The sequence below is a fragment of the Kitasatospora sp. NPDC033851 genome, assembly GCF_055576085.1.
Map to the genome: position 1 here is coordinate 18,117 of NZ_JBVIRL010000010.1, position 22,779 is coordinate 40,895.

Genomic DNA, 22,779 nt, shown 5'->3' on the forward strand with positions numbered 1-22,779 from the left:
CAAGGACCTTTAATAAAGAAGGACGGATAAAAGCCCGCTCTCCCACCTGCCGCGACAGCGGACAGTGGGCCCGGCATCCGCCCTCGTTGTCGCAGGGCGGACAGGTACACAGGTGGAGGACGCGGTGGGGACGACAGGACAGCTTTCCTCGGTGCCGGAGCCGAAGTACTGGCACCTGCGTACGGTGCTGCTGCGGGCCATCGACTCGGAGTTCTCCATCGGTCAGGTCCTGCCCAACGAGCGCGAGCTCTCCGCCCGCTTCGGTGTGGCGCGGGCGACGCTGCGCCAGGCGCTCGACCAGCTGGAGCTGGAGGGCCGCCTGGTCCGCCGCCGGGGCATCGGCACCCTGATCGCCGCCCCGCGGGTCGGCGTCCCGGTCAACCGGCAGGAGGAGGGCTGGCCCGGCGCCGGCCGCAGCCAGTCCTGGCGGACGGTCGACTGCACCACCGCCCCCGCGACCGCGCAGCTGGCCAAGAGCCTCGGCATCGCCGAGGGCGCCACCGTGCACACCGTCCGCCGGGTCCGCATGGTGGAGGGCCGCGCGATGGCCGGCGAGTCGCTGCACGTGCCGGCCGCCGCCCTGCCGCACCTGCCGGGCTTCCGCGCCGAGGGCGACCGTGCCCGCTCGGTGCTGCGCCAGCTGGAGCGCCTGGAGGTCGACGGCGAGTCGCGCTCGGTCGAGCTCGGTGTCGCAGAGGCCGAGGAGGCCGCCCTCCTGGAGCGTCCGCCCGGCACCCCGGTCCTGGTCATGACCACCCAGTACGCCTCGGCCGGCCGCCTCGTCGCGGTGGCCGTCTCCACCTACCGGGCGGACACCTGCAAGCTGACCTTCGGCGAGACCGGACTGGTCGAGGTCACCCCGGTCGCCGCGACCACCGAGGTCCGCACCGCTTCCTGAAGCACGCGTCCTGAAGCACCGCCTTCTGAACCATTTCCGGAAACCCTCAGGTCGAGGCCCGGGCGCCAACTGGCGTCCGGGCCTTTGCCGTTGGGTGACGAGACCGGGAGCAGGCACCACGCCTCGACCGGCGTCAGGCCCGCGGCGGGTCCACCGCGAAGAGTTGCTCCTCGACGTGGTCGAGGGCGACGCGAAGGGCGCCCATCGCCACGACCTCCGAGCCGAGGGCCGCCAGGGCGACCTCGGGGGCGCGCAGCGTGAACTGGGCGAGGCGCTCGCGCAGGGGGTCCAGGACGCCGTCGAGGCCGGCCGCCCAGCCGCCGATGACCACCAGCTGGGGGTCGATGGCGAGGACGAGCGCGGCGACGCCCTGGACGAGGCGGGTGAGGAAGCGGTCCATGGCGACCTTCGCGACCTCGTCGCCCTCCCGTGCCAGCCGCAGGACGCGGGCGACGGCGGCCTCGTCCAGGGGGTTGAGCGGTTTGCCGGTGGTGGACAGCAGGCGCTCGGGGGTGACCTCCTGGCCGAGCAGGTGCAGGGCGCCGATCTCGCCGGCCGCGCCGCCGTAGCCGCGGTGCAGCTTGCCGTTGATGAGGGAGCCGGCGCCCGGGCTGAGGCCCGCCATCACGAAGACGACGTCGTCGGCGCCGAGGGCCGCGCCCTGCCAGTGCTCGGCGATGGCGGCGAGGTTGGCGTCGTTCTCGATCAGGACGGGGCAGCGGAAGGAGCGCCGCAGGCGGGTGCCGAGGTCGAGGCCGGTCCAGCCGGGCATCGCGGTGCCGAGCCGGATGGTGCCGTCGCGGTCGACGATGCCGGGGGTGCCGATGCCGACGGCCCACAGGTTGTCGCGGGAGACGCCGGCCTTGCGCAGCACCTCGGCGACGGCGGTGCGGAGGGCGGTGAGCCGGTCCTCGGCCTCCAGGGTCTCGTCGACCGGCTTGAAGTGACTGCCCAGCACCTCGCCGGTGAGGTCGGCCAGGATGACCCGGATGTCGTGCACGCCGATCTCGATGCCGAGGATGTGCCCGGCCTCGGCGCGGAAGCGGAACCAGCGGGCCGGGCGGCCGCGGCGGCCGGTGCCCGACTGGCCGTCCTCCCTCGGCTGCTCGACCTCGGCGACCAGCCCGGTCTCGACCAGACCCTCGATCACGCCCTCGACGGTCGGCCGGGAGAGGCCGGTCTCGCCGACGAGCTGAGTGAGGGTCACGGAGTGGCCGTTGCGCAGCGCCCGGAGCGTGACCGCCGCGTTGATCCGCCGCAGCAGCGAGGAGTCTCCTCCGGTGAGCCGATCCGCCAATGCGATGCCCTTCGCCGTTCGCGCGACTGCCCTGGCGCGCGATGTCGAGTGCGCGGTGCCCACCGAATGGCCCGCGGGGAGTGCGCCCCCGGAACGCGGCACGGCGGCAGGGGGCCGCCTGCGCGAGGGCCGGAGGACAAGCGGAGCCTACCCGGGCAGCGGCCCGGGCGGCGAGGATCCTCGCAGCTCACCCAGGCTTCGGTATCGAAATGGTACGGATCGGGTGGCGGTGGCTGACCGGGCTTCACCGCACGGCCATGGGCGGTCGTGGGCAGTCATGGACGGTCGTGGACGGCTAGGCATGGCCAGGGATGGCCACGGATGGTTCGCCCCCCGGGGTGGTGGGACGGGCCGGGTCACCGACAGGACGGGGTGGACCGGCGGGAGCGGGCCCGGCCGAGCGCGCTCACGCTGCGCCAGGAGCCCACGGAGAAGGCGGACATCGCGGACCCGATCGAGCCCACGGACGCGAACGAGCCGATCGAGCCGACGGATCCGAAGGACCCGATCGAGCCGATGGACAGGAACGAGCCCACCGAGCCGATCGAGAGGAAGGATCCGACGGACCCGATCGAGAGGATCGAACCGAGCGACGCGAGCGACGCGAGTGACCCGAGCGACTGGGCCGATGCGTGCGACGCGATCGACGCGATCGATGCGATTGAACCGGGTGACGCGATCGGGTCTGCGGTGCGGGAGGTCCGAGGCATGGCCCCGATCGTATCGGCGCCGCGACCCCTCGGCTCAGTCCACCCGGGCCGCGAACAGCCGCTGTCCCAGCAGCCCCATCGGGTGTCCGTCCTCCGGCAGCGTGTGGACGGTCGGGCAGCCCGCCGCCGCGAGGGCGGCCTGCCAGTGCTCCGCCGGGTGAGCGGTGAGGCGGCCCCGGGCGTCGCCGGTGATCAGCAGGTCGAGCTGTTCGGCGGTGGGTGCGAGTAGCAGGAGCCGGCCGCCGGGGGCGAGCAGCCGGACCAGTGCCGGGATCTCGTCCTCCGGCCGCCGGGTCGCGGTGGCGACGACGATGTCGTAGCGGCCGCCGTCCGGGGTGACGTGGTGGTCGGCGTTGGGGCGGGGCCGGGTGGCGAGGGCCCGGGCGACCGCGGTGTCGGCGCCGTCGAGGTCGAGGTCGAGTTCGAGGACGCGCAGCGGCGCCTGCCCGTCGTGGGTCTCGGCGGTGCCGCGGACCAGGGTGCCGAGGGCGGTGCCGAGGTAGCCGCGGGCGGTGGCCCAGCGGACCGGGGTGGCAGCCGGATGGGGCGTCGCCTCGCCGGTGATCAGCCGGGGGAGCCGCAGCGCGCCGCGCCGTACCCGGTCCAGGGCGGCGGCCGGCCCGAGTCCGTCGGCCCAGGCCTCGATGACCGGTCGCCAGGACTCCCGGACCTCGGCGGCGTCGAGTTCGGGCCCGCCGTGGAAGATCGCGCCTTGCGCGCCGCCGTCGTGCCGGGTGATCAGGCCGTGCCGGGCGAGCGCGTCCAGCCAGCGGGTGACGCGGGGGCGTTGGGCGGGGGTGACCATGGCGGTGGCCAGTACCTCGGCTTCGGGGTAGCCGCGCTCGGGGTCGGTGAGGACTCCGCTCTGCTGGAGGGTGAGCAGCAGGGAGGAGAGTACGGCCTGGTCGAGGTGGGCGCCGAAGTCGCGTATCTGCTCGGCGGTGACGCCGATGCTGTGCTTCCAGGCGGCGGCGGTGGCGGCTTCGGTGGCGGCGCGCAGTCGGCGGTCGGCGGCCTCGGTGTTGCTGTCGGGGGCGCGGACGTGGGCGAGGACGGCGCCGAGCGCGTCGACGGCGGCGTACACGTCCTCCTGGCGGGGCTCGGGGCCGACGTGCAGGACGAGCCGCAGCGAGCCGAGGTCATGGGCGGCGGGGTTGTGCGCGTCGAGGTCCCGCGGGCCGACGTCGTGCGTGCCGGGGCCGGGCCCGCCGGGCCCGGGCTGTCGGCTGAGGCGCCAGAGCAGGGCGGAGGGCAGGCTGAGGTGGGTGGTGCGGTTGACGGCGATGGCGGCGAGCTGCTCGTCGGGCTGCTGGTCGGGGTCGCCGCAGTGGACGGTGCCGCCGGCGAGCAGGGTGGCGAGGGCGAGTTCGACGGCGAGGTCGGTGACGGGGTGCAGCACGGTGTGGCGGATCGGCGGCGGGCCGAGGACGCCGGCCCAGTACCGCAGCCGCTGTTCGGCGGCGCGGGCGGCGGTGGGTGCCAGTGCGGCGTGTTGGGCGACGCGTTCGGCGAGGGCCCGCGGCAGGCCGCCCGGCGGGGAGACGCCGAGCAGCAGGCCGATGCCGCTGATCGCGCGCCCGTCGGCGACGACGGCGGGCCGGTCGCCGAGCTCGCGCAGCGCGCTGACCAGGGCAGGAGTGGGGGGCACGGTGATCACTTCCGGGGTGCGGGGGAGAAACCGCACTACTGAACCATGCTGGTGGGGTGGGGGAGCCCGCCTGCGGGTCAAGATTCTGTAATGATTTTCATATCGGACAGCCAAGCGGGTGGCCGAGGTCGGCGTCAAGTCGACCCAAAGGTGCTGGAACCTCCCATTCCGGGAGTCCGGCGCGATCCCTTGACAGTCGGTTCGGGTACTGGATTACTGGGCCTGAGCGTGCCTGACCGAACGATCGGTAGGTTGCTCCGGATCGGCCGACCAGCGAAGGAGCGACGATGACCGGCACCGCACCCGTCCCGCGCCGACACCTCGGGGAACCGGTCCCACCCGACCTCCTGGACGCCGGCGAACGCCTGGGTGTGGACGAGCTGCGCGCCCTCCAGCTCACCCGGCTGCGGGCCACCCTGCGGCACGCGTACGACAACGTGGAGCTCTACCGCCGCAAGTTCGACGCGGCCGGCGTCCGCCCCGAGGACTGCCGCACCCTGGCGGACCTCGCCCGTTTCCCCTTCACCACCAAGGCCGACCTGCGCGAGGGCTACCCCTTCGGCATGTTCGCCGTCCCGATGGACCAGGTCCGCCGGATCCACGCCTCCAGCGGCACCACCGGCCTGCCGACCGTGGTCGGCTACACCGAGAACGACCTCTCCATGTGGGCCGACGTGGTCGCCCGCTCGATCCGCGCGGCCGGCGGCAGGCCGGGCCACAAGGTGCACATCGCCTACGGCTACGGCCTGTTCACCGGCGGCCTCGGGGCCCACTACGGCGCCGAGCGGGCCGGCTGCACCGTGATCCCGGCCTCCGGCGGCATGACGGCCCGGCAGGTGCAGCTGATCCGCGACTTCGAGCCCGACATCATCATGGTCACCCCGTCCTACCTGCTCACCCTGCTCGACGAGTTCGAGAAGCAGGGCATCGACCCGCGCGCCACCTCGCTCAAGGTGGGCATCTTCGGCGCCGAGCCCTGGACGGAGGAGATGCGGCGCGAGATCGAGGAGCGGCTCGACCTGCACGCCGTCGACATCTACGGCCTCTCCGAGGTGGTCGGCCCGGGCATCGCGCAGGAGTGCGTGGAGACCAAGGACGGGCTGCACATCTGGGAGGACCACTTCTACCCGGAGGTCGTCGACCCGTTCACCGACGAGGTGCTGCCCGAGGGCGAGGGCGGTGAACTGGTCTTCACCTCGCTCACCAAGGAGGCGCTGCCCGTCATCCGCTACCGCACCCGCGACCTCAGCCGCCTGCTGCCCGGCACCGCGCGCCCGGCCTTCCGGCGGATGGAGAAGGTCACCGGGCGCAGCGACGACATGATCATCCTGCGCGGGGTGAACGTCTTCCCGACCCAGATCGAGGAGATCCTGCTGCGTACCCCGGGCGTTGCGCCGCACTTCCAACTGCGGCTCACCCGCGAGGGGCGGCTGGACCGGATGACCGTCCGGGTCGAGGCCCGGCCGGATGCGCCCGCCGAGCAGCGGGACGCGGCGCGGGAGGCGATCGTGCGCGCGGTGAAGGACGGGGTCGGCGTCACGGTCGCGGTCGAGGTGGTCGAGCCGTACACCCTGGAGCGCTCGGTCGGGAAGATCAAGCGGGTGGTGGACGCACGCGGGTGAACGCGCCCGGCTGAACGCGTGGCAGTGCTGACCGGCAGCACTGACCGGCAGTGCTGAAGGAGGAGGTCGGAGGCGCACGGCTGTCCGGGGGGTGATGCCGTGCGCCTCCGACGTCTACAGAAATGTAGACGCTTGATCGGGGGCGAGTCCAGCCGCCTCCCCGGATACCCGTTCGGCTCACCGGAATCGTGGGCGGGGCCGATGCTTCCCAGACTCGGAGAGGAGAAGGGGGAGGACCCAACCGGAGAGGCATCCTCATGAGCATCGGGCTTCGCCGCGTCCTCGCGGTCACCGCAGCGGTTTCCCTCGGCCTGGGCGCCGCGGCCTGCGGCAGCGCCAAACAGTCCTCCGGCGGCACCACAAGCGGCGCGGCTGCGAGCGGCAGCGCCTCCGTGGGCGCCGTCCGGATCGGCCTGCTGCTGCCGGAGACCAAGACCACCCGCTACGAGCAGTTCGACCGCCCGCTGATCGAGCAGAAGATCAAGGAGCTGGCGCCGGAAGCACAGATCGACTACTACAACGCCAACCAGGACGCGACCACCCAGCAGACCCAGGTGGACACCGCCCTCACCAAGGGCGACAAGGTGCTGATCCTGGACGCGGTGGACTCCAAGTCGATCCAGTCCTCGGTCCAGAAGGCCCACGATGCGGGCGTCAAGGTGCTCGCCTACGACCGCCTGGCCCAGGGCCCGGTCGACGCGTACGTCTCCTTCGACAACCACAAGGTCGGCCAGCTGCAGGGCCAGGCCCTGGTGGCGGCGGTGGGCGGCAAGGCCAACGCCGGCCAGATCATCATGATCAACGGCTCGCCGACCGACCCCAACGCGGCCGACTTCAAGGCCGGCGCGCACAGCGCGATCGACGGCAAGCTGAAGATCGGCAAGGAGTACGACACCCCGCAGTGGGACCCGAACCTGGCCAACCAGGAGGCCGCGGCGGGCATCACCGCGATCGGCCCGGCCAACGTGGTCGGCATCTACTCCGCCAACGACGGCATGGCCGCCGGTATCGCCACCGCGCAGAAGGCGGCCGGGATCAACACTCCGCTCACCGGTCAGGACGCCCAACTCGACGCCATCCAGCGGATCGTGGCCGGCACCCAGACCATGACGATCTACAAGCCGTTCAAGCCGGAGACCGACGCCGCGGCCGAGATGGCCATCGCCATGGCTGCCGGGATGACCCCCGCACCCAGCCTCGTGCCCACGACGGCGACCAACGGCAGCAACAACAAGGTGCTGGCCAACCTGATCACCCCGATCGTCGTCAACAAGGACAACATCAAGACCACCGTGGTCCAGGACGGCCTCTACACCGTCGCCCAGATCTGCACGCCGGACTACGCCGCCGCCTGCCAGGCCGCCGGCCTCCAGTAGTCCCGCGACACCCGACACGAGTGCGCCCCGCCTCCACGACGGAGGCGGGGCAAGGGAGTTGGTCACTGTGGCAGGTGAGACCGTACTGGCCCTGCGCGGGGTCTCCAAACGGTTCGGCGCCGTCCAGGCGCTCACCGACATCGAACTGGAGGTGCACGCCGGCGAGGTGGTGGCCCTGGTCGGCGACAACGGCGCCGGCAAGTCCACCCTGGTCAAAGCGATCGCCGGGGTACACCAGCCCGACGAGGGCGTCATCGAGTGGCAGGGTAGGCCGGTGACCATCCACCGGCCGCAGGACGCCCAGCAGTTGGGCATCGCGACGGTCTACCAGGACCTCGCGCTCTGCGACAACCTCGACGTGGTCGGGAACCTCTTCCTCGGCCGCGAGATCCGGCGCTTCACCGTCCTCGACGAGGTCGCGATGGAGAAGCGCTCCCAGACGCTGCTGGACACCCTCTCCATCCGCATCCCCAGCGTGCGGATCCCGGTCGCCTCGCTCTCCGGCGGCCAGCGCCAGGTGGTGGCGATCGCCCGCGCGCTGATCGGCTCGCCCAAGGTCGTGATGCTGGACGAACCCACCGCCGCCCTCGGCGTCGAGCAGACCGCCCAGGTGCTCGACCTGGTCGAGCGGCTGCGCGAGCAGGACCACGGCGTGATCCTGATCAGCCACAACATGGCGGACGTGATGGCCGTTGCGGACACCGTCGCGGTGCTGCGCCTCGGCCGCAACAACGGCGTCTTCGACAAGCACTACACCAACCAGGAAGAGATCATCTCGGCCATCACCGGAGCCACGGACAACGCCGTGACCCGCCGGAAGGCCCGTGGCCAGGAGGGTTCCGAGTGAGCGAGAACATTCCCGGGAGCCCCCCGGGCGGCGAGCCCGAACGCCACCACGTCCCGCTGCCCGAGGACAGCATGCCCACGGGCGGCGTCAACGCGCCGGTGCCGGTGGCGGCCCAAGCCACCCCCGCGGTCGACCCCCGGCTGATCGTGCGCCAGGAGGGCGTCAAGGGCTACCTCGGCGAGTTCCGCCGCCGCCTGAGCAGTGGTGAACTCGGCTCGGTGCCGGTGGTGCTGGCCCTGATCGTGATCTGGGCCGTGTTCGGAAGTCTGAACAGCAGCTTCCTGTCCGCCCAGAACCTTTCCAACCTGTCGCAGCAGATCGTCGGCACCGGCATGATCGCGATCGGCGTGGTCTTCGTCCTGCTGCTCGGCGAGATCGACCTGTCGGTCGGCTCGGTCAGCGGACTGTGCGCGGCGATCTACGCCGTCCTGAGCGTCACGGACGGCGTCAACCAGTACCTCGCGCTGCTCACCGCCCTCGTCGGCGGCGCGGTGGTCGGGTGCATCCAGGGCGTCTTCTTCGCCAAGGTCGGTGTCCCGGCCTTCGTGGTCACCCTCGCGGGCAACCTCGGCTGGAACGGCCTGATGCTGCAGATCCTCGGCAGCACCGGCACCGTCAACCTCCCCGGCACGGACATCGTCTCCCGGCTCTACAGCACCATCTACGGCCAGGAGATCGCCGCCTACGGCACGGCGGCGATCGGCGTCCTGCTGTTCCTGGGCGCCTCGCTGTTCGACGCCCGCCGGCGCCAGGCCGCGGGCGTCCCGTCCCGCCCGATGACCGACATCGTGCTCAGGACCGTCCTGCTGGCGATCGTCGGCTTCCTCGCCGCCTACACGCTCAACCAGTACAAGGGGTTGCCGCTCGCGCTGCTGATCTTCCTGATCTTCATCGTGGTGCTGGACTTCGCTCTGCGCCGCACCTCCTACGGCCGCCAGGTGTTCGCGCTCGGCGGCAACATCGAGGGCGCCCGGCGCGCGGGCATCAACGTGTCCTGGATCCGGATCACCGTGTTCACCATCTGCTCCACGATGGCGGCGGTCGGCGGCCTGTTCCTGGCCGCGCAGATCCAGTCAGCCAGCCAGACCTCCGGCGGCGGCAACCTGCTGATGAACGCCATCGCGGCCGCCGTCATCGGCGGCACCAGCCTGTTCGGCGGGCGCGGCAAGACCTGGTCCGCGCTGCTCGGCGCGCTGGTGATCGCTTCGATCCAGTCCGGGATGAACATCCAGGGCCTGAGCAACGCCATCCAGTTCATGATCACCGGTGCGGTGCTGCTGGCCGCCGTCGTGGTCGACTCGCTGGCCCGGCGTACCCAGAAGGCCGCCGGCCGGGCGTGAGCACCGTCGCGGCGGCGTCAGCACCCCCCGCGGGCGGTTCGGGGCCCGCGCGGGCGTGAGCACCCCCGCGCGGGCTCTATGCTGCGGACATGCCGAGTGAGCTGCGTACTCTTCAGCCGGCCGAAGACCTCGCCTTCATCCGGCGCGAGACCGAGCTGAAACCCGTCCCCTTCGTGCCCGAGATCAGCCTGCACATGGCCGAGGACGCCATCGCCCTCTGGGAGACCACCGAGCGGGCGCGCGGGCAGGCCGGACTGCCGCCGCCGTTCTGGGCCTTCGCCTGGGCGGGCGGCGTGGCCGTCACCCGCTACGTGTTGGACCACCCCGACCTGGTGGCGGGCCGAACGGTGCTGGACGTCGCCGCCGGGTCCGGACTGGTCGGGGTGGCCGCCGCGCTGCGCGGCGCGACCTCGGTGCGCGCCGCCGAGATCGACGCCTACGCGGTGGCCGCGATCGGCCTCAACGCCGAGGCCAACGGGGTACGGGTGGACGGCGCCCTGGTGGACCTGGTGGACGGGGACGGCGCCCCCGCCGAGGTGGTGCTCGCGGGCGACGTCTTCTACGAACGGGCCATGGCCGCCCGCTTCCTGCCCTTCCTGGAACGGGCCGCCGCGCGCGGCGCCACCGTCATCGTCGGCGACCCCGGCCGTGCCTACCTGCCGCGGGAGCGGTTCACGGCGGTGGCGGCGTACCAGGTGCCGGTGGTCGCGGACCTGGAGGACACCGCCGTCAAGACCACCACGGTGTGGCGGCTCGGCTGACGGCTCGGCTGACGGTACCTCCGGCGGGGGCGGCCCTTCCCCGGCCCTTCCCCGGCGCGTCCGGCCCGCGGAATTCCCGGCGCAGCGGCGGGAACGGCTGCTAGACAGGCCCGCATGACCGACCAGATCGCCCTGCGCCCCGCCGCCCCCGACGAGATCCCCGCCCTGCTCGCCCTCTGGGCCCGAGCCGCCAAGGGCACCAGCATCACGGACGACGAGGCGGGCGTGGCCGCGCTGCTCGCCCGCGACCCCGCGTGCCTGATCGTCGCCACCCCCGCCGACGACCCGGCGACCCTCCTCGGCACCGTGATCGCCGGCTGGGACGGCTGGCGCTGCCACCTGTACCGCCTCGCCGTCGACCCCGAGCACCGCCGCCGGGGCATCGGCGCGGCCCTGCTGGCCGCCGCCGAGGAGCGCTTCGTCGCGCTCGGCGGCCGCCGGATCGACGCCATGGTGCTGGACGACAACGCCCTCGGCCACCGCACCTGGCAGGCCGCCGGCTACCGGCCCGAGCCGCAGTGGAGCCGCTGGGTCAAGCCGCTGGAGGCCTGACCCGGTCCGGCGTCACGCACAACCCCGCCCCGGGGTTCTACCGGCTCTGCTTCACCGCCCGCCAGTCCAAGGAGGTCGTGGAGGCGGTGGCCCGGGTGGGCACGGCGCTGGGCAAGCTGAAGTGACCGGTGCGCGGCACCCGGGGCGGGTTCCCCGGGTGCCGCGCTGCGCTTTCGGCTGCGCGCAGGTTGTCTCAGCCGCGCAGGGCGGCCAGCCAGGCCTCGACCTCGTCGGCGCGGCGGGGGAGGGCGGTGGAGAGGTTCTCGTTGCCGTCCTCGGTGACCAGGATGTCGTCCTCGATCCGCACGCCGATGCCGCGGTACTCCTCCGGCACCGTCAGGTCGTTCTGCTGGAAGTAGATGCCCGGCTCGACGGTCAGCACCATGCCCGGCTTCAGCGGGCCGTCCACGTGGACCTCGGTGAGGGAGTGGGCGCAGTCGTGCACGTCGATGCCCAGCATGTGGCCGGTGCCGGCCAGGGTGAAGCGGCGGTGCAGGCCCAGCTCGTACACCTTGTCGGCGGTCAGGTCGCCGAACAGGCCCCAGGAGGTGAGGTGTTCGGCGAGCTCGCGCTGGGCGGCGCGGTGGAAGTCGCGGAAGTCCGCGCCCGGCTTCACCGCGGCGATGCCGGCCTCCTGCGCCGCGAACACGGCGTCGTAGACCTTGCGCTGCAGGTCGGTGAAGCGGCCGCTGACCGGCAGGGTGCGGGTGATGTCGGCGGTGTACAGGTGGTTGGTCTCCACGCCCGCGTCGAGCAGCAGGAGGTCGCCGGGCTTGGCGTGGCCGTCGTTGCGCACCCAGTGCATGGTGGTGGCGTGCGGGCCGGACGCGGCGATGGTGCCGTACCCGACGTCGTTGCCCTCGACCCGGGCCCGGACGAAGAAGGTGCCCTCGATCAGCCGCTCCGCCGTCTCGGTGTCGGTGCCGAGGACGCGCACCACGTCCTCGAAGCCGCGGGCGGTGGCCGCGCAGGCGAAGCGCAGCTCGGCGATCTCGAACTCGTCCTTCACCAGGCGCAGTCCGGACAGGAAGACCTCGAACTCCTCGTCCCGCGCGGCGACCGCCCGGCCCGCCAGGGCCGCCTCCACGCCCGCGTCGTGGCGGCGCAGCACGCGCACCGGGCCGGTCGCCGCGCGCAGGTCGGCGTGCACCGCGCGCACGTCCCGGCAGGGCAGGCCGAGCAGCTGCTCGCTCTCGGTCAGGCTGTTGCGGCGGCCGTCCCACAGCTCGCCGTGGGTGTCCAGCCAGAACTCGCCGTTGTCGACCTCCGAGCGGTTGCGCAGGTAGAGGACGGCGGTGTGCCCGCTCTCACCGGTGGGCTCCAGCACCAGCACCGCGTCCTGGGACCGGTCGCCGGTCAGGTAGGCGTAGTCGGAGGACGGGCGGAACGGGTAGTCGGTGTCGTTGGCCCGTACCTTGGGGTTGCCGGACGGGACCACCAGCAGCTCGCCGGGGAAGGCGGCGGACAGCTCGGCGCGGCGGCGCGCGGTGTGCACCGCCTGCGGGACCGGCTCCAGGGCGGTGCGCTCGGTGTCGGCCCAGCCCTGCTTCATGTTCTCGGCGAGTTCGTCCGTGACGCCGCGCGTGAGGCCGTTCTTCCGGTACTTGATGGTGTCGGCGGGCTCGGTCACTACGGTCTCCTGGCGAGGGTGGTGGACGGCGGTGGAGGAGTGGTGGGCGGCGGTGGAAGGCGGCGGAGGGGTGGTGGATGCGACGTGCTTCGCTACGCTGCCTCGTCCGTCGGCATGCGTCCCGTACGGTATATCGAACAAGTGCCGGGAGAGAAGAGGTCGAGCGTGAACGACGCCGAGGAATCCGTCCGGGGCGTCCTCGCCGCCAACCTGAAGCGGGTGCGGGCGCAGCGCGGGCTCTCCCTGTCCGAGCTGTCCCGGCGGGCCGGAATCGGCAAGGCCACGCTCTCCCAGCTGGAGTCCGGGGCCGGCAACCCCACCCTGGAGACCGTGCTCGGACTATCCCGGGAGCTCGGCGTGCCGATCTCCGACCTGGTGGAGGCGCGGCCCGCCGACGAGGTGACCGTGGTGCGGGCGGCCGACGCCGAGGTGCTGAGCGGCCGGGGCGTCGACCTGCGCCCGCTGCGCCGGATCGAAGCCGGGGACGTGGTGTTCGAGGTCTACGACCAGCAGGTACGCACCGACGGCACCCAGATCTCCGGCGGCCACATCGGTACCGAGCACACCATCGTCCAGGCCGGCCGGCTGCGGGTCCGGGCGGGCCGCCGCGAGGTCGAACTCGGCCCCGGCGACTACGTCGGCTTCGACGCCACGCTGCCGCACTCCTACACCGCCGTGGGCGGCGAGCCGGTCCGCTCGGTGCTCCTGCTGCAGTACCGCGCGGAGCAGCGGCTGCACCTCGCCGACGCGGCGGACGAGCCGGCCCTGCAGTCCGTGTCGCGGCCCGCGCTGGGATCGGCGTCCGGGCCGGCGTCCGGGCCCTCGCTCGGGCACCGGCACTGATCGGCTGCGGGTCGCTACCCGAGCCGTATTGTTCGGAATACCGAACGAGGTGCCCCGGCCCCCACTCCCCTCGTGGTGGGGGCCGGAGCGGGACTCCGCCGCGCCGATCCGTGCCGACCCGGGAGAGCATGCCAAGCGCGGCGGGCGGGCGGCCATGCATTAGCCTCTGGGCCTAATGGTCAAGAACGGGCCAGGTCACAGTGGTTGCAAGAGCCGGGGGAGGGTTCGTGATCACACTGAGATTCGGGGTCGCGGACCTCGCGAAGACCCGGTTCGTCATCTCACCGCTCGACCACCTGATGACCGGAGCCGCGCGCCTCGGCGTGCACGACTGCGTCGGGCTGCGCAGCGAACGCTGGTGGCGGGGGGTCCGCCGCCATGTGCCGCACCGGGCCGGGCGCTTCCTCGACCTCGTCAACGCGAGCGCGATCGGCGTTCCCAGCTTCATGGCAGCGGACCTCGACGCCGTGCGCCGGCAGCTGACCGACGAGCTCGACGCGATCCTCGCCGTACCGCAACAGGCCGTCGAGCAGGACCTCGCGATGTTCGGCAGCGAAACCGAACTCCCCACCGCCCTCGCCCGGTTGCGCGACGACGGCACCCGGGGCCTGCGCGAGGTCAGCGACGGTGCCTGGGCACTGTTCCGCTCCTGCCTCGCCCCGGACTGGCCCGAGATCCGCCGCGTCCTGGAAGCCGACATCGCCGCCCACACCCGTACCACCGGTCGTTCCGGGATCGGCGCGATGCTCGACTCGCTGCACCCGAACGCGGTCTGGCGGGACGAGGGAGTGCTGGAGTGCACCGTCGCCGATCTGGACGGCACCTTCGAACTGGGCGGCCGGGGCCTGGAACTGCGACCCAACTACTTCCTCCAGCACGGCATCGGCCTGCTGGCCGACCAGAACCGCCAGAGCGTGCTGCTTCACCCGGTCGGCGCCCCGACCGCCGAGCCGCCGTCCCGTCCGCCGACCGCCGACGGCCTCGCCGCCGTCCTCGGCCCCGCCCGGGCCCGCGTCCTGCGCGCCATCGCGGGCAGCCCCTGCTCCACCACCGAACTCGCCCACCAGCTCGGCGTCACCCCGCCCTCCGCCTCCGCGCACGCCGCCGCCCTGCGCGGAGCCGGCCTGATCGTCACCCAGCGCCAGGGCAAACAGGTCCGCCACACCCTGACCGATGTCGGCCACGACCTCCTGGTCGACAACCCGGCACCCCCGGCCCCCGCCGCCTGACCGCACGGCCGGGCACCCGCACGGTGGCCCGGTAGGAGAGACGGGAGACTTGCCGGGCATCAATCGCCTCGCCTCTCCTCGCCTTCCTTCCCCCGTATGTGAACGGTGAGGAAATGGTCGGTGAATTGTTCCTCCGCCGGGATTCGCGTCCGACCAGCCTCATCGGGCTTGCTGTGCGCGACGGCGCGGTGCTTTCGGCGTCCGGTGCCCCGGTGTGCGCGGCGGGCCCGGCGGGGCGTCAGGCCTGCGTACGGGCCATGAGTGCTCTTGCGGGACGCGGCTCCGGCTGACACGATCCGGTGGCCGGTCCGTCGGCCGCCCCCGGGGAAATCCGGGACCGGCGCCGGGCGATGATCGGCGAACCACTGCCGTCCGCCGCCGGTCCGGGCATCATGGGCCGCGACGGGACGTTCGCGGAACAGGCGGAACAAGGAGTCGACCGATGAGAAGGCCGATGATGGAGTTCGGCTGCGCGACCTGTTACGGCGAGGACGCGCAAGCCGTGTGGCGGGGGCAGCGGGAAGGGTTCGAGCAGGAGAGCGAGGTGGTGGACGGCTCGCACTTCTCGGTCGACGTCCGGCGCTGCCGGGCCTGCTCGCAGCGGTTCGTCTGGATCTTCACCGAGTCCGTCGACTGGATGGGCGGGGACGACGCCCAGTACGTGACGGTCATGCCGCTCACCACCGCCGAGGCCACCGGCCTGGTATCCGGCACCCTGCGCCCGCACGACCTGGGCGCCCTCGGCCGTGACCGCCGCCGCCTGGAGCACGACTGGCCCACCGGCGGCCCGGCCGGCCTCCACTGGAACTCCGGCACGTTCAGGGTCGCGGAGGCCCGCTGAGGCCCGCTGAGGCCCGCTGAAGCCCCGGCCCGGCCTGCGGAAATGCCCGTCGGAATAATGGGCCCCTGGGGACGACCGCGGGGACCAGGGGGACGGGATGAGTGAGGCGATCAGCGAGTTCGGCTGCGCGCTGTGCTACGGCGAGGACGCGCGGGAGGCGTGGGAGCGTCAGGGCGACGGGTTCGAGCGCGTGGCGGAGGTCGTCGACGACTCGCACTTCTCCGTCGCCGTGCGGCGCTGCCGGGCCTGCGCGCAGCGGTTCGTCTGGATCTTCACCGAGTTCATCGACTGGCGGGGTGGCGACGACGCGCAGTACAACACCATCATGCCGCTGACCGACGCCGAGGCCGCCGGCCTGGTATCCGGCAGCCTGCGCCCCCTCGACCTGGGCGCCCTCGGCCACAACCGCCGCCACCTGAACCAGGACTGGCCCAGTGGCGGGCCGGCCCGCCTGGGGTGGAAGACCGGCCCGTTCATGGTCCGGGAAGGCGGCTGAGGCAACAGGGGGCCGTCGTCGTGTTGATCGGCTGTCCACCGACTCCTGCGAGGGTTCGGACGCTTGGTCGGACACGAGTAAGGAGCGTCCTCAGTGGGTCGAAAGGTTGTTGTCCGCGCGGTGGTTGCCGGTGCGGCGGTCCTGGCGTCGGTGATGGGTGCCGTCGCCGTGGTCGCGGGAGATCCCGGGCGGCACGGCTCGCCGGCCGAGCCGCCGCCGCAGGCCTGCGGCGGGTCGGCCGACGTGCACTGTCTGGCGAGTACGGTCGCGTGGAACGGGACCGGCCTTGTGATCGTCATTCCTCGCGGCAGGTGAGGGCGCGATCGGCGGTGGCCAGCGCGGTCAGCAGCACTTCGCGTCGGCGGACTCAGGAGCGCTCAGCCGGCTGAGCAGCAGGTGGGCCTCCGCCTCGTGATGCCGCGCCGCGCGGTGGTCGCCACGGGCGGTCATCGCATTGGCCGACACCAGGTGGGCGAGGGCGCGTTCGCGCTGTCGCCCGCCTTCCGTCGCCAGGGCCAGTGCCCGCTCCGCCTCCTGCACGGCCTCGTCGACCCGTCCGAGCAGGCGCAGGAGGTCGGCCAGGCGGCTGCGGGCCGCCGACTCGCGGTCCAGGTCGCGGGCGGGGTTCGCGCAGTCGATGCAGGAACGCATCTGCGCGGCGGCGTCGTCGAGTCGGTCCAGCACCTGGTAGGCGAGGCCGAGGACGTAGTGCACGTACGCGGTCATCGCGGGGTCGGAGGTTCCGCCGGCGGGTTCGGCGAGGAGCAGTCGGCAGGTCTTTGCCGCGGTTGCCGCGTGGCTGCTGCGGATCCGGGACAGGGCCGCGTTCGCGGTGCTCGCCACCTCGCCCGACCGGTGGCCGAGCCGCCGGGCGAGAGCCGCCGCCTCGTCGAACGCGGCGATCGCCTCCTCGTGCCGCCCCTCGGCTTGCGCGATCAGGCCCAGGTCGTTCAGCGCCTGCCGGAGAACGGGCAGGTCGGCGGCCTCCTGGCAGGCCTGCGCGGCCTGGCGGGCCTGTGCGCCCGCCTCGTCCAGCCGGGCACGGGCCAGCAGGATCGTGCCCAGGAGGAACCGGGAGCGGCCCTCCGCGGCGCGATCGCCGGATGCGACGGCGGCGGTGATGAGGAGGCGGGCGGCCTCCTCCGCGCGGCCGCCGAAGGCGCCCAGGCCGAGCGGGCTGAGGGCGATCAGCAGGTCGATGGCCGATCGCACGGCGGTGCCGCATTCCGCATCGCGCAGGGCGGCGGTGGCGACGGCGGCCGCGAGTGCCACGGCGCCGGGTGTCTCGGTCCGTGCCCACCGGCGGGCGTCCGCCAGGTCGGTGAAGGGTGATCGGGCGGGCGGGCGCAGGGTCGCCGGTGGGGTGGGCTGGGGGCTCGACAGGGGGGTCGGCTGTGGGTTCGGCCGGGGGGTCGCCGGTGGGCTCGGCTCGCCGAAGACGTCGGCCACGGGGTCGCCGGGTACGGCGAGGGCGAAGGCCGTCCGGGCGCGGCCGAGCAGCAGGGTCAGCAGCCGGTGGTGGGCCGAGGCCCGCTCGTCGTCGCCGAGCCGCAGGGAGGCTCGGCGGGCGAAGGCACGCACCAGGTCGTGGAAGCGGTAGCGACCGGCGCTCATCGACTCCAGCAGCGCCTGGTCGACCAGCGATTCGGCGAGCCGCTCCGCCTGGTCCTCCGTCAGGGCGAGGACCGCGGCCGCCGACGCGAGGCCGATGTCCGGTTCCACCCAGGAGAGCAGCCGGAAGGCCGTCGCCAGGGGTGGTGGGAGCAGGCGGTAGCTGAGGTCGAAGACCTGCTCGATGGCGAGGTCGCTCGTGCGGAGCGCGGCGATGCCCTCACGGTCCTCGGCCAGCCGCTGGACGAGATCGGCGATCGGTTGGCGTGGAGTCGCGGCGAGTCGGGCTGCGGCGATCCGTACGGCCAGGGGGAGCCGGCCGCAGGCCTCGACCAGCAGCTCGGCCTGGCCGCTCTGCGCGGACCGGCGCGCCGTGCCGATGACGGAGTCGAGCAGGCCGATCGCCTCGTGCTCGCTGAACACGTCCAGCGGAACGTTCAGGACCGACGGCACGCTGTAGAGCACCGTCCGGCTGGTGACCACGACCGCGCAGTCCGACGAGCCGGGGAGCAGGGGCTGGATCTGGGCGTCGTCGCGTGCGTTGTCGAGGAGGATGAGAAGTCGCCTGCCGGCGCTGGCGGTTCGGAAGAGGGCGGACCTGCCCGCGAGGTCCTTGGGTACGGCTGACGGCCGGACGCCCAGCGTGGTCAGGAACTCCGCGAGGATGTCGGACGGGCTGGCAGGGACCAGGTCGGCGCCCCGCAGGTCCGCGTACAGGCGGCCGTCGGGGAAGTCGGGGCGCACGGTGCGCGCGGCCTGCACGGCGAGGGCCGTCTTCCCGACCCCGGCCATGCCGGTCACGGTCACCAGCCGCAGGCCCGGGCCGGTCTGTGCGGTCAGGGCTTGGCCGATCTGGGCGACGTGGTCGTGTCGGCCGGTGAAGTACGGTGGTGCCGGTGGGAGTTGGTCCGGTCCTCCGCTTCCGTCGAGCTCGTGGAACAGGGCGGCGAGCTCGGGCCCCGGCTCGATCCCCAGGTGGTCCACCAGCCGCGAGTGCAGCGCGTCGTAGACCGCGCGGGCCTCGGGGGTGCGGGACAACCGGTGCAGTGCGCGGATGAGCAGACCTTGCAGGCGCTCGCGGAACGGGTGGGCGTCGGCGAGTGCTTCAAGCTCCGGCAGGTAGGCGGCGGGATCGGCGATCGTCACGTCGAGGGCGAGGCGCTCCTCCAGGAGTGTGAGACGCAGCTCCGAAAGCCGTTCCCGCTCGTGCTGCATGAGCGGCCCCGGCAGGTCGAGGAGCGGTTCCCCGTGCCATAGCGACAGCGCTTCCGCCAGGAGACCCCGGGCACGCTCCGGCTGCTCGGTGAAGTAATTCCCGGCCGCCTCCTGCAGCTGTTTGACCCGCCACAGGTCGACGCGGTCCGCGTCGATCGCCAGCCGGTACCCGCCGGCCTGGGACAGCAGGACGGTTGGCGTCTCACGCACCGGCTCCAGGAGCTTGCGCAGCTGCGAGATGTACGACCGCAAGGTGACGACGGCGAACCGGGCGGCTGGTCGCCCCAGAGGTCGTCGGTCAACTGATCGACCGTCACGACCGCGTCGGGCCGCAACAGAAGTGCGGCCAACACCGCCCGCTGCCGCGGAGTCCCGAGATCGAGGGCGGTACCGGCGCGCTGCACTCGCAGCGCGCCGAGCACCGCGAAGCTCAGCGGCACCGGAGTTGAGGATAAGTCAGATTGCACCGGAGTCGCCTGCCTTGACGCCGGCGAGGAACGACTGCCACTGCCACACGCTGTGGGAGGACTTCGGCCAGGACCTGGGCGTGACCAGCGCGATGGGAGACACGGCGTGGAACTCCTTGGGACGGGTACGGAATGAGAGCCAATCGTAAGTCCTTTCGAGGGCACGGATCCGGCTCTTTCCTCGCGCTCAGTCTTTCTGTTCACGCCTCGTCGAGGTGGGGAACCGGACGAGGCCGTGGATGAGCATCGCGGCTCCGAGGCCGTAGCTGTAGGCGCCGGAGCTGAGGGTGTCGAAGCCCCGTGCCGTTGCAATCCTGTCCAGGTAGTAGAGAAACAGCCCGGTGTTGAGGACGGCGGCGAGAGCGTGTACGTACCGGGGCCAGCGTGGGACGGGAAGCGTGCGGGTGCGGCGCGCGAGGAACAACGCTGCCGCGCAGGTGCCGACGCCGAGTGCGACGGCCGCGACGACCGGCCAGGAGCCGCGGGCCAGGCTCGTGATGGCGACCGATGACCCTTCGACCGGGGGCAGGACCGTGGCGAGTGCCAGTGCCGCGATGGCAATCCAGAAGGGGAAGACGTTGCGGACCGGTGGGGCCGCGCCCGCGGGTGGCGTGACCGGCGGAGAGACCACTGGAGAGACCGTCGGAGCGGCCACGGCGCCGGGCATCGGGTGGGCGACCGGTGGCGGACGCCAGGCGGTGATCGGCGGAGCGGCCTCGGTGGGCGGCCGGCCGTCGACCGGGACCAGGGTGAGTTCCTCGATGAGCGCGGTCACGGACGGGCGCTGCGCGGGCTCCTTGGCCAGGCAGCGGGCGATGACCTCCAGCCCCTGCGGGAGTCCGGAGAGGTCGGGTTCCTCGTACGCGATACGGAAGTTGAGCGCCTGCGCCGAGCCGGTGCCGAAGGGGCCGGTTCCGGTGGCCGCGTAGGCGAGGACGGCACCGAGGGCGAACACGTCGGTGGCCGGTGTGACGGGCCTGCCGAGGAGTTGTTCGGGGGCCATGAAGCCGGGTGTGCCGACGATCATCCCGGTGCGGGTGAGCGCGGTGGCCTCGGCGGCCACGGAGATGCCGAAGTCGACCACCCGGGGGCCGTCCGGGGCGAGCAGGACGTTGGAGGGCTTGAGGTCCCGGTGGACGAGGCCGGCCGCGTGAATGGCCTCCAGCGCCTCGGCGAGGCCCGCGCCCAGGGCTCGTACGCTCTCCACCGGCCACGGGCCGTGGGCCGCGATCGCCTGGTCGAGGGCCGTTCCGGGGACGTACGCGGTGGCGAGCCACGGGGTCGCGTTCTCCGGGTCGGCGTCGACGACGGCGGCCGTGAAGAAGCCGTTGACCCTCCGGGCGGCGGCCACCTCGCGGGCGAACCTGCGCCGGAACTCGGGATCCTGGGCGAGTTCCGGCCGCACCACCTTCACCGCGACCGACCGGCCACTCGGCGAGTGCCCGAGGTAGACCCGGCCCATCCCGCCGGCGCCGAGCAGCCCGGTGATCCGGTACCGCCCCACCTGTCGCGGATCGGTCGGTTGCAGCTCGTCCACCAGGATCTCCCCTCGCCCACGCCGGTGTGCCCCCGACTCAGCGTGATTACTGACCTTGGCGCTTCAAGGTGATTGGCCTGTTTTGTGTAGCTGACTGTCAGTCATTTGCGCGCTATGCCGTTGGTATGCGCTATGCGGATGGGGGCGGGCTGACGGCGAAGGCACGTCAGCGCCGTGAGACGGTGCGGCTGGAGGCCGCTGCGTTGTTCGACGAAGGCGTCCCGCCGAAGGTGGTTGCCCGCAGGTTGCGGGTGACCGCGAAATCGGCCTATCAGTGGCACCAGGCCTGGCGGGAGGACGGCGTCTGGGCGCTGGCCTCACGGGGACCGGGCGGGCAGCGATGCAAGCTGTCGGCGCGATGTCAGGAGAAACTGGCCGAGTACCTCGAGCAAGGGCCGGCCGCCCACGGCTGGGACCAGGACCAGGTGTGGACCGGTGCGCGGGTGGCGACCCTGATCGGCCGGAAGTTCCACGTGTCCTACAGCGTCTCGGGGGCCACCCGCCTGATGCACCGGCTCGGCTTCACCCCGCAGGTCCCGGTACGGCGAGCCGCGGAACGCGACGAGCAGGCGGTGTCCGCGTGGAGGGAGGTGACCTGGGCGGAGGTAAAAAGCGCCCGGGCGGCCTGCGACGGATGGCTCTGCTTCGAGGACGAAGCCGGGTTCACCCGCAGACCGCCCAAGGGACGCACGTGGGGACGGCGCGGCATCACCCCGGTCGTGAAGGTCTGCGGCCGGGGCTCGGGGAGAGTCTCGGCGGCCGGGCTGATCGCGATGCGACCGGGCTCGCGGACCCGACTGTGCCACCGGCTGCGACGCCATACCGGCCGCAAGGGCGAGCGCCGCAGCCTGTCCGAGCGCGACTACATCGGCCTGATAGACGGAATCCACCAACTGGTAAAAGCGCCGATCGTGCTGGTCTGGGACCGGCTCAACACCCACGTCTCCCATGCCATGCGCGACCTGATCGACGCGCGGGAATGGCTGACGGTGTTCATCCTGCCCGCCTACGCGCCCGAGCTGAACGCGGTCGAGTACCTGTGGGCCCACGTCAAACGCAGCCTCGCGAACCTCGCCAACGTCGCACTCGACCGACTCGAAGCCCTCGTCCACAACCGTCTCAAGCGACTGCAGTACCGCTCCGACATCCTCGACGGCTTCCTCACCGGAACCGGACTCTCCCTCGACCTCCCACCGCCATCACCTTGAAGCGCCAAGGTCAGTACACACCAACTGGGGCCGCATCGGGCCGACAAGGGCAGTCGGTGCTCTGGATCCGGAGCCGACGCGTGCGGGCTTCGAGCGGGTTCGACGCCCGCGCCGGATCGTACGGCTCTCAGCTGTCGTTGAGGGCGTAGCTGCGGAAGGTGGCGAGCAGGGGCAGGACTTCGGTCTTGCCGGGGTCTTCGGTGACGGCCCGCATCGCGTCGATCACGGTGTGGGCGATGATCTTGGTGATGGCGAAGTCTTCCGGGTCGGCGAGGGTGCCCCAGGCCTTGAGGGTCTGGGTGAGCAGGGCGCTCATCCGGGCGCCGATGTTGGAGCTGACCGCATCGGAGATCTCGGCGAGTTCCTCGTCGCTCATGGTGGAGCGCAGCCCGAAGGCCAGCGCCATCAGGGTGTCCATCGCGTGTTCGCCGTACGCGGCGACCAGCGCCGGCAGCGGCTGTTCCTGGGCGCTGCCCGCCGCCAGGGCGGACAGCGCCTCGTCGTCGTCCTTCCATGCCGCCTCCAGGGCGGCCAAGGCCCGCAGGGCCTCGTCCACGGTGAGCCCGTCTGTCATGGAAGGAACGGTATTGAGCCGTAGTGCCCGTACCCATGGTTCGGGCGCAGAGATCACACCTTCGAGCGAAGCCGGGC

20 protein-coding genes are annotated in these 22,779 nt (G+C 72.4%); 13 read left to right on the plus strand and 7 right to left on the minus strand.

Annotated features, from left to right (window positions below; all coding sequences use genetic code 11):
* The first annotated feature begins 124 nt into the window (after window positions 1-124).
* Window positions 125-898, plus strand: a complete 774-nt coding sequence (locus ACZ51D_RS20230; RefSeq protein ID WP_360503988.1) for a GntR family transcriptional regulator — start codon at window positions 125-127, stop codon at window positions 896-898.
* Window positions 899-1,031: 133 nt separating this feature from the next.
* On the opposite strand, the gene ACZ51D_RS20235 is transcribed toward ACZ51D_RS20230, so the two are convergent.
* From ACZ51D_RS20235 to ACZ51D_RS20245, 3 genes are all read right to left on the minus strand, one after another.
* Window positions 1,032-2,195, minus strand: a complete 1,164-nt coding sequence (locus ACZ51D_RS20235; RefSeq protein WP_465663122.1) for an ROK family protein — start codon at window positions 2,193-2,195, stop codon at window positions 1,032-1,034.
* A 356-nt stretch (window positions 2,196-2,551) separates the two neighbouring features.
* Window positions 2,552-2,905 (minus strand): hypothetical protein, encoded by a 354-nt coding sequence (locus tag ACZ51D_RS20240; protein WP_465663124.1) that lies wholly within the window; start codon window positions 2,903-2,905, stop codon window positions 2,552-2,554.
* A gap of 34 nt (window positions 2,906-2,939) precedes the next feature.
* The gene (locus ACZ51D_RS20245; protein ID WP_465663126.1) at window positions 2,940-4,553 is read right to left on the minus strand and encodes a hypothetical protein; all 1,614 of its coding nucleotides are present in this window, start codon (window positions 4,551-4,553) and stop codon (window positions 2,940-2,942) included.
* 287 nt (window positions 4,554-4,840) lie between these two features.
* Here ACZ51D_RS20245 and paaK point away from each other — a divergent pair, with 287 nt between their 5' ends.
* From paaK to ACZ51D_RS20280, 7 genes are all read left to right on the plus strand, one after another.
* Window positions 4,841-6,175 carry a phenylacetate--CoA ligase PaaK gene (gene paaK / locus ACZ51D_RS20250; RefSeq protein ID WP_465618817.1) on the plus strand — a complete coding sequence of 445 codons (1,335 nt, stop codon included), beginning with the start codon at window positions 4,841-4,843 and terminating at the stop codon, window positions 6,173-6,175.
* A gap of 257 nt (window positions 6,176-6,432) precedes the next feature.
* Entirely contained in the window at window positions 6,433-7,551 is a 1,119-nt protein-coding gene (locus ACZ51D_RS20255; RefSeq protein ID WP_465618819.1) for a sugar ABC transporter substrate-binding protein, read from the plus strand.
* Window positions 7,552-7,618: 67 nt separating this feature from the next.
* A complete protein-coding gene (locus ACZ51D_RS20260) occupies window positions 7,619-8,398 on the plus strand; it encodes an ATP-binding cassette domain-containing protein (RefSeq protein WP_396287959.1) in 780 nt (259 codons plus the stop codon).
* 71 nt (window positions 8,399-8,469) lie between these two features.
* Complete coding sequence (locus ACZ51D_RS20265) at window positions 8,470-9,738, plus strand: sugar ABC transporter permease (RefSeq protein ID WP_465619224.1); 1,269 nt, start codon at window positions 8,470-8,472, stop codon at window positions 9,736-9,738.
* A gap of 89 nt (window positions 9,739-9,827) precedes the next feature.
* Window positions 9,828-10,499, plus strand: coding sequence for a class I SAM-dependent methyltransferase (locus tag ACZ51D_RS20270; protein WP_465663128.1), 672 nt, complete (start codon window positions 9,828-9,830; stop codon window positions 10,497-10,499).
* Between the two features lie 114 nt (window positions 10,500-10,613).
* Window positions 10,614-11,051, plus strand: coding sequence for a GNAT family N-acetyltransferase (locus tag ACZ51D_RS20275; protein WP_360504004.1), 438 nt, complete (start codon window positions 10,614-10,616; stop codon window positions 11,049-11,051).
* Entirely contained in the window at window positions 11,018-11,176 is a 159-nt protein-coding gene (locus tag ACZ51D_RS20280) for a hypothetical protein (protein WP_465618822.1), read from the plus strand. The genes ACZ51D_RS20275 and ACZ51D_RS20280 overlap by 34 nt, the downstream gene beginning before the upstream one ends.
* 68 nt (window positions 11,177-11,244) lie before the next feature.
* Here ACZ51D_RS20280 and ACZ51D_RS20285 read toward each other — a convergent pair whose 3' ends face one another.
* Window positions 11,245-12,681 (minus strand): aminopeptidase P family protein, encoded by a 1,437-nt coding sequence (locus tag ACZ51D_RS20285; protein ID WP_465663130.1) that lies wholly within the window; start codon window positions 12,679-12,681, stop codon window positions 11,245-11,247.
* A 165-nt stretch (window positions 12,682-12,846) separates the two neighbouring features.
* On the opposite strand from ACZ51D_RS20285, the gene ACZ51D_RS20290 reads away from it, so the two are divergent.
* The 4 genes from ACZ51D_RS20290 (at window position 12,847) to ACZ51D_RS20305 (ending at window position 16,090) form a co-directional block, all read left to right on the plus strand.
* A complete protein-coding gene (locus ACZ51D_RS20290) occupies window positions 12,847-13,524 on the plus strand; it encodes a helix-turn-helix domain-containing protein (RefSeq protein ID WP_465618824.1) in 678 nt (225 codons plus the stop codon).
* A 227-nt stretch (window positions 13,525-13,751) separates the two neighbouring features.
* Window positions 13,752-14,753 carry an ArsR/SmtB family transcription factor gene (locus ACZ51D_RS20295; RefSeq protein ID WP_465618825.1) on the plus strand — a complete coding sequence of 334 codons (1,002 nt, stop codon included), beginning with the start codon at window positions 13,752-13,754 and terminating at the stop codon, window positions 14,751-14,753.
* Window positions 14,754-15,195: 442 nt separating this feature from the next.
* Complete coding sequence (locus ACZ51D_RS20300) at window positions 15,196-15,594, plus strand: hypothetical protein (RefSeq protein WP_465618826.1); 399 nt, start codon at window positions 15,196-15,198, stop codon at window positions 15,592-15,594.
* 97 nt (window positions 15,595-15,691) lie between these two features.
* Window positions 15,692-16,090, plus strand: a complete 399-nt coding sequence (locus tag ACZ51D_RS20305) for a hypothetical protein (RefSeq protein ID WP_465663132.1) — start codon at window positions 15,692-15,694, stop codon at window positions 16,088-16,090.
* Window positions 16,091-16,432: 342 nt separating this feature from the next.
* On the opposite strand, the gene ACZ51D_RS20310 is transcribed toward ACZ51D_RS20305, so the two are convergent.
* Together ACZ51D_RS20310 and ACZ51D_RS20315 are read right to left on the minus strand one after the other, a co-directional pair.
* Window positions 16,433-19,168 carry an AfsR/SARP family transcriptional regulator gene (locus ACZ51D_RS20310; RefSeq protein ID WP_465663134.1) on the minus strand — a complete coding sequence of 912 codons (2,736 nt, stop codon included), beginning with the start codon at window positions 19,166-19,168 and terminating at the stop codon, window positions 16,433-16,435.
* Between the two features lie 402 nt (window positions 19,169-19,570).
* On the minus strand, window positions 19,571-20,920 hold the full coding sequence (locus ACZ51D_RS20315; RefSeq protein ID WP_465663136.1) for a serine/threonine-protein kinase: 1,350 nt from the start codon (window positions 20,918-20,920) through the stop codon (window positions 19,571-19,573).
* Window positions 20,921-21,045: 125 nt separating this feature from the next.
* Between ACZ51D_RS20315 and ACZ51D_RS20320 the strand changes: the two genes are divergently transcribed.
* Window positions 21,046-22,128, plus strand: coding sequence for an IS630 family transposase (locus ACZ51D_RS20320; protein WP_465663280.1), 1,083 nt, complete (start codon window positions 21,046-21,048; stop codon window positions 22,126-22,128).
* A gap of 127 nt (window positions 22,129-22,255) precedes the next feature.
* Here the strand turns inward: ACZ51D_RS20320 and ACZ51D_RS20325 are convergent, their stop codons facing one another.
* Window positions 22,256-22,702, minus strand: a complete 447-nt coding sequence (locus ACZ51D_RS20325) for a hypothetical protein (protein WP_465618829.1) — start codon at window positions 22,700-22,702, stop codon at window positions 22,256-22,258.
* Window positions 22,703-22,779: the final 77 nt, after the last annotated feature.

Excerpts from the sequence above, each read along its gene's own strand:
- ACZ51D_RS20305 (WP_465663132.1), top strand. The coding sequence starts at position 15,692 with ATGAGTGAGGCGATCAGCGAGTTCGGCTGCGCGCTGTGCTACGGCGAG.
- ACZ51D_RS20265 (WP_465619224.1), top strand. The coding sequence starts at position 8,470 with ATGCCCACGGGCGGCGTCAACGCGCCGGTGCCGGTGGCGGCCCAAGCC.
- ACZ51D_RS20255 (WP_465618819.1), top strand. The coding sequence starts at position 6,433 with ATGAGCATCGGGCTTCGCCGCGTCCTCGCGGTCACCGCAGCGGTTTCC.
- ACZ51D_RS20300 (WP_465618826.1), top strand. The coding sequence starts at position 15,196 with ATGAGAAGGCCGATGATGGAGTTCGGCTGCGCGACCTGTTACGGCGAG.
- paaK (WP_465618817.1), top strand. The coding sequence starts at position 4,841 with ATGACCGGCACCGCACCCGTCCCGCGCCGACACCTCGGGGAACCGGTC.
- ACZ51D_RS20270 (WP_465663128.1), top strand. The coding sequence starts at position 9,828 with ATGCCGAGTGAGCTGCGTACTCTTCAGCCGGCCGAAGACCTCGCCTTC.
- ACZ51D_RS20275 (WP_360504004.1), top strand. The coding sequence starts at position 10,614 with ATGACCGACCAGATCGCCCTGCGCCCCGCCGCCCCCGACGAGATCCCC.
- ACZ51D_RS20320 (WP_465663280.1), top strand. The coding sequence starts at position 21,046 with ATGCGCTATGCGGATGGGGGCGGGCTGACGGCGAAGGCACGTCAGCGC.
- ACZ51D_RS20240 (WP_465663124.1), bottom strand. The coding sequence starts at position 2,905 with ATGCCTCGGACCTCCCGCACCGCAGACCCGATCGCGTCACCCGGTTCA.
- ACZ51D_RS20325 (WP_465618829.1), bottom strand. The coding sequence starts at position 22,702 with ATGACAGACGGGCTCACCGTGGACGAGGCCCTGCGGGCCTTGGCCGCC.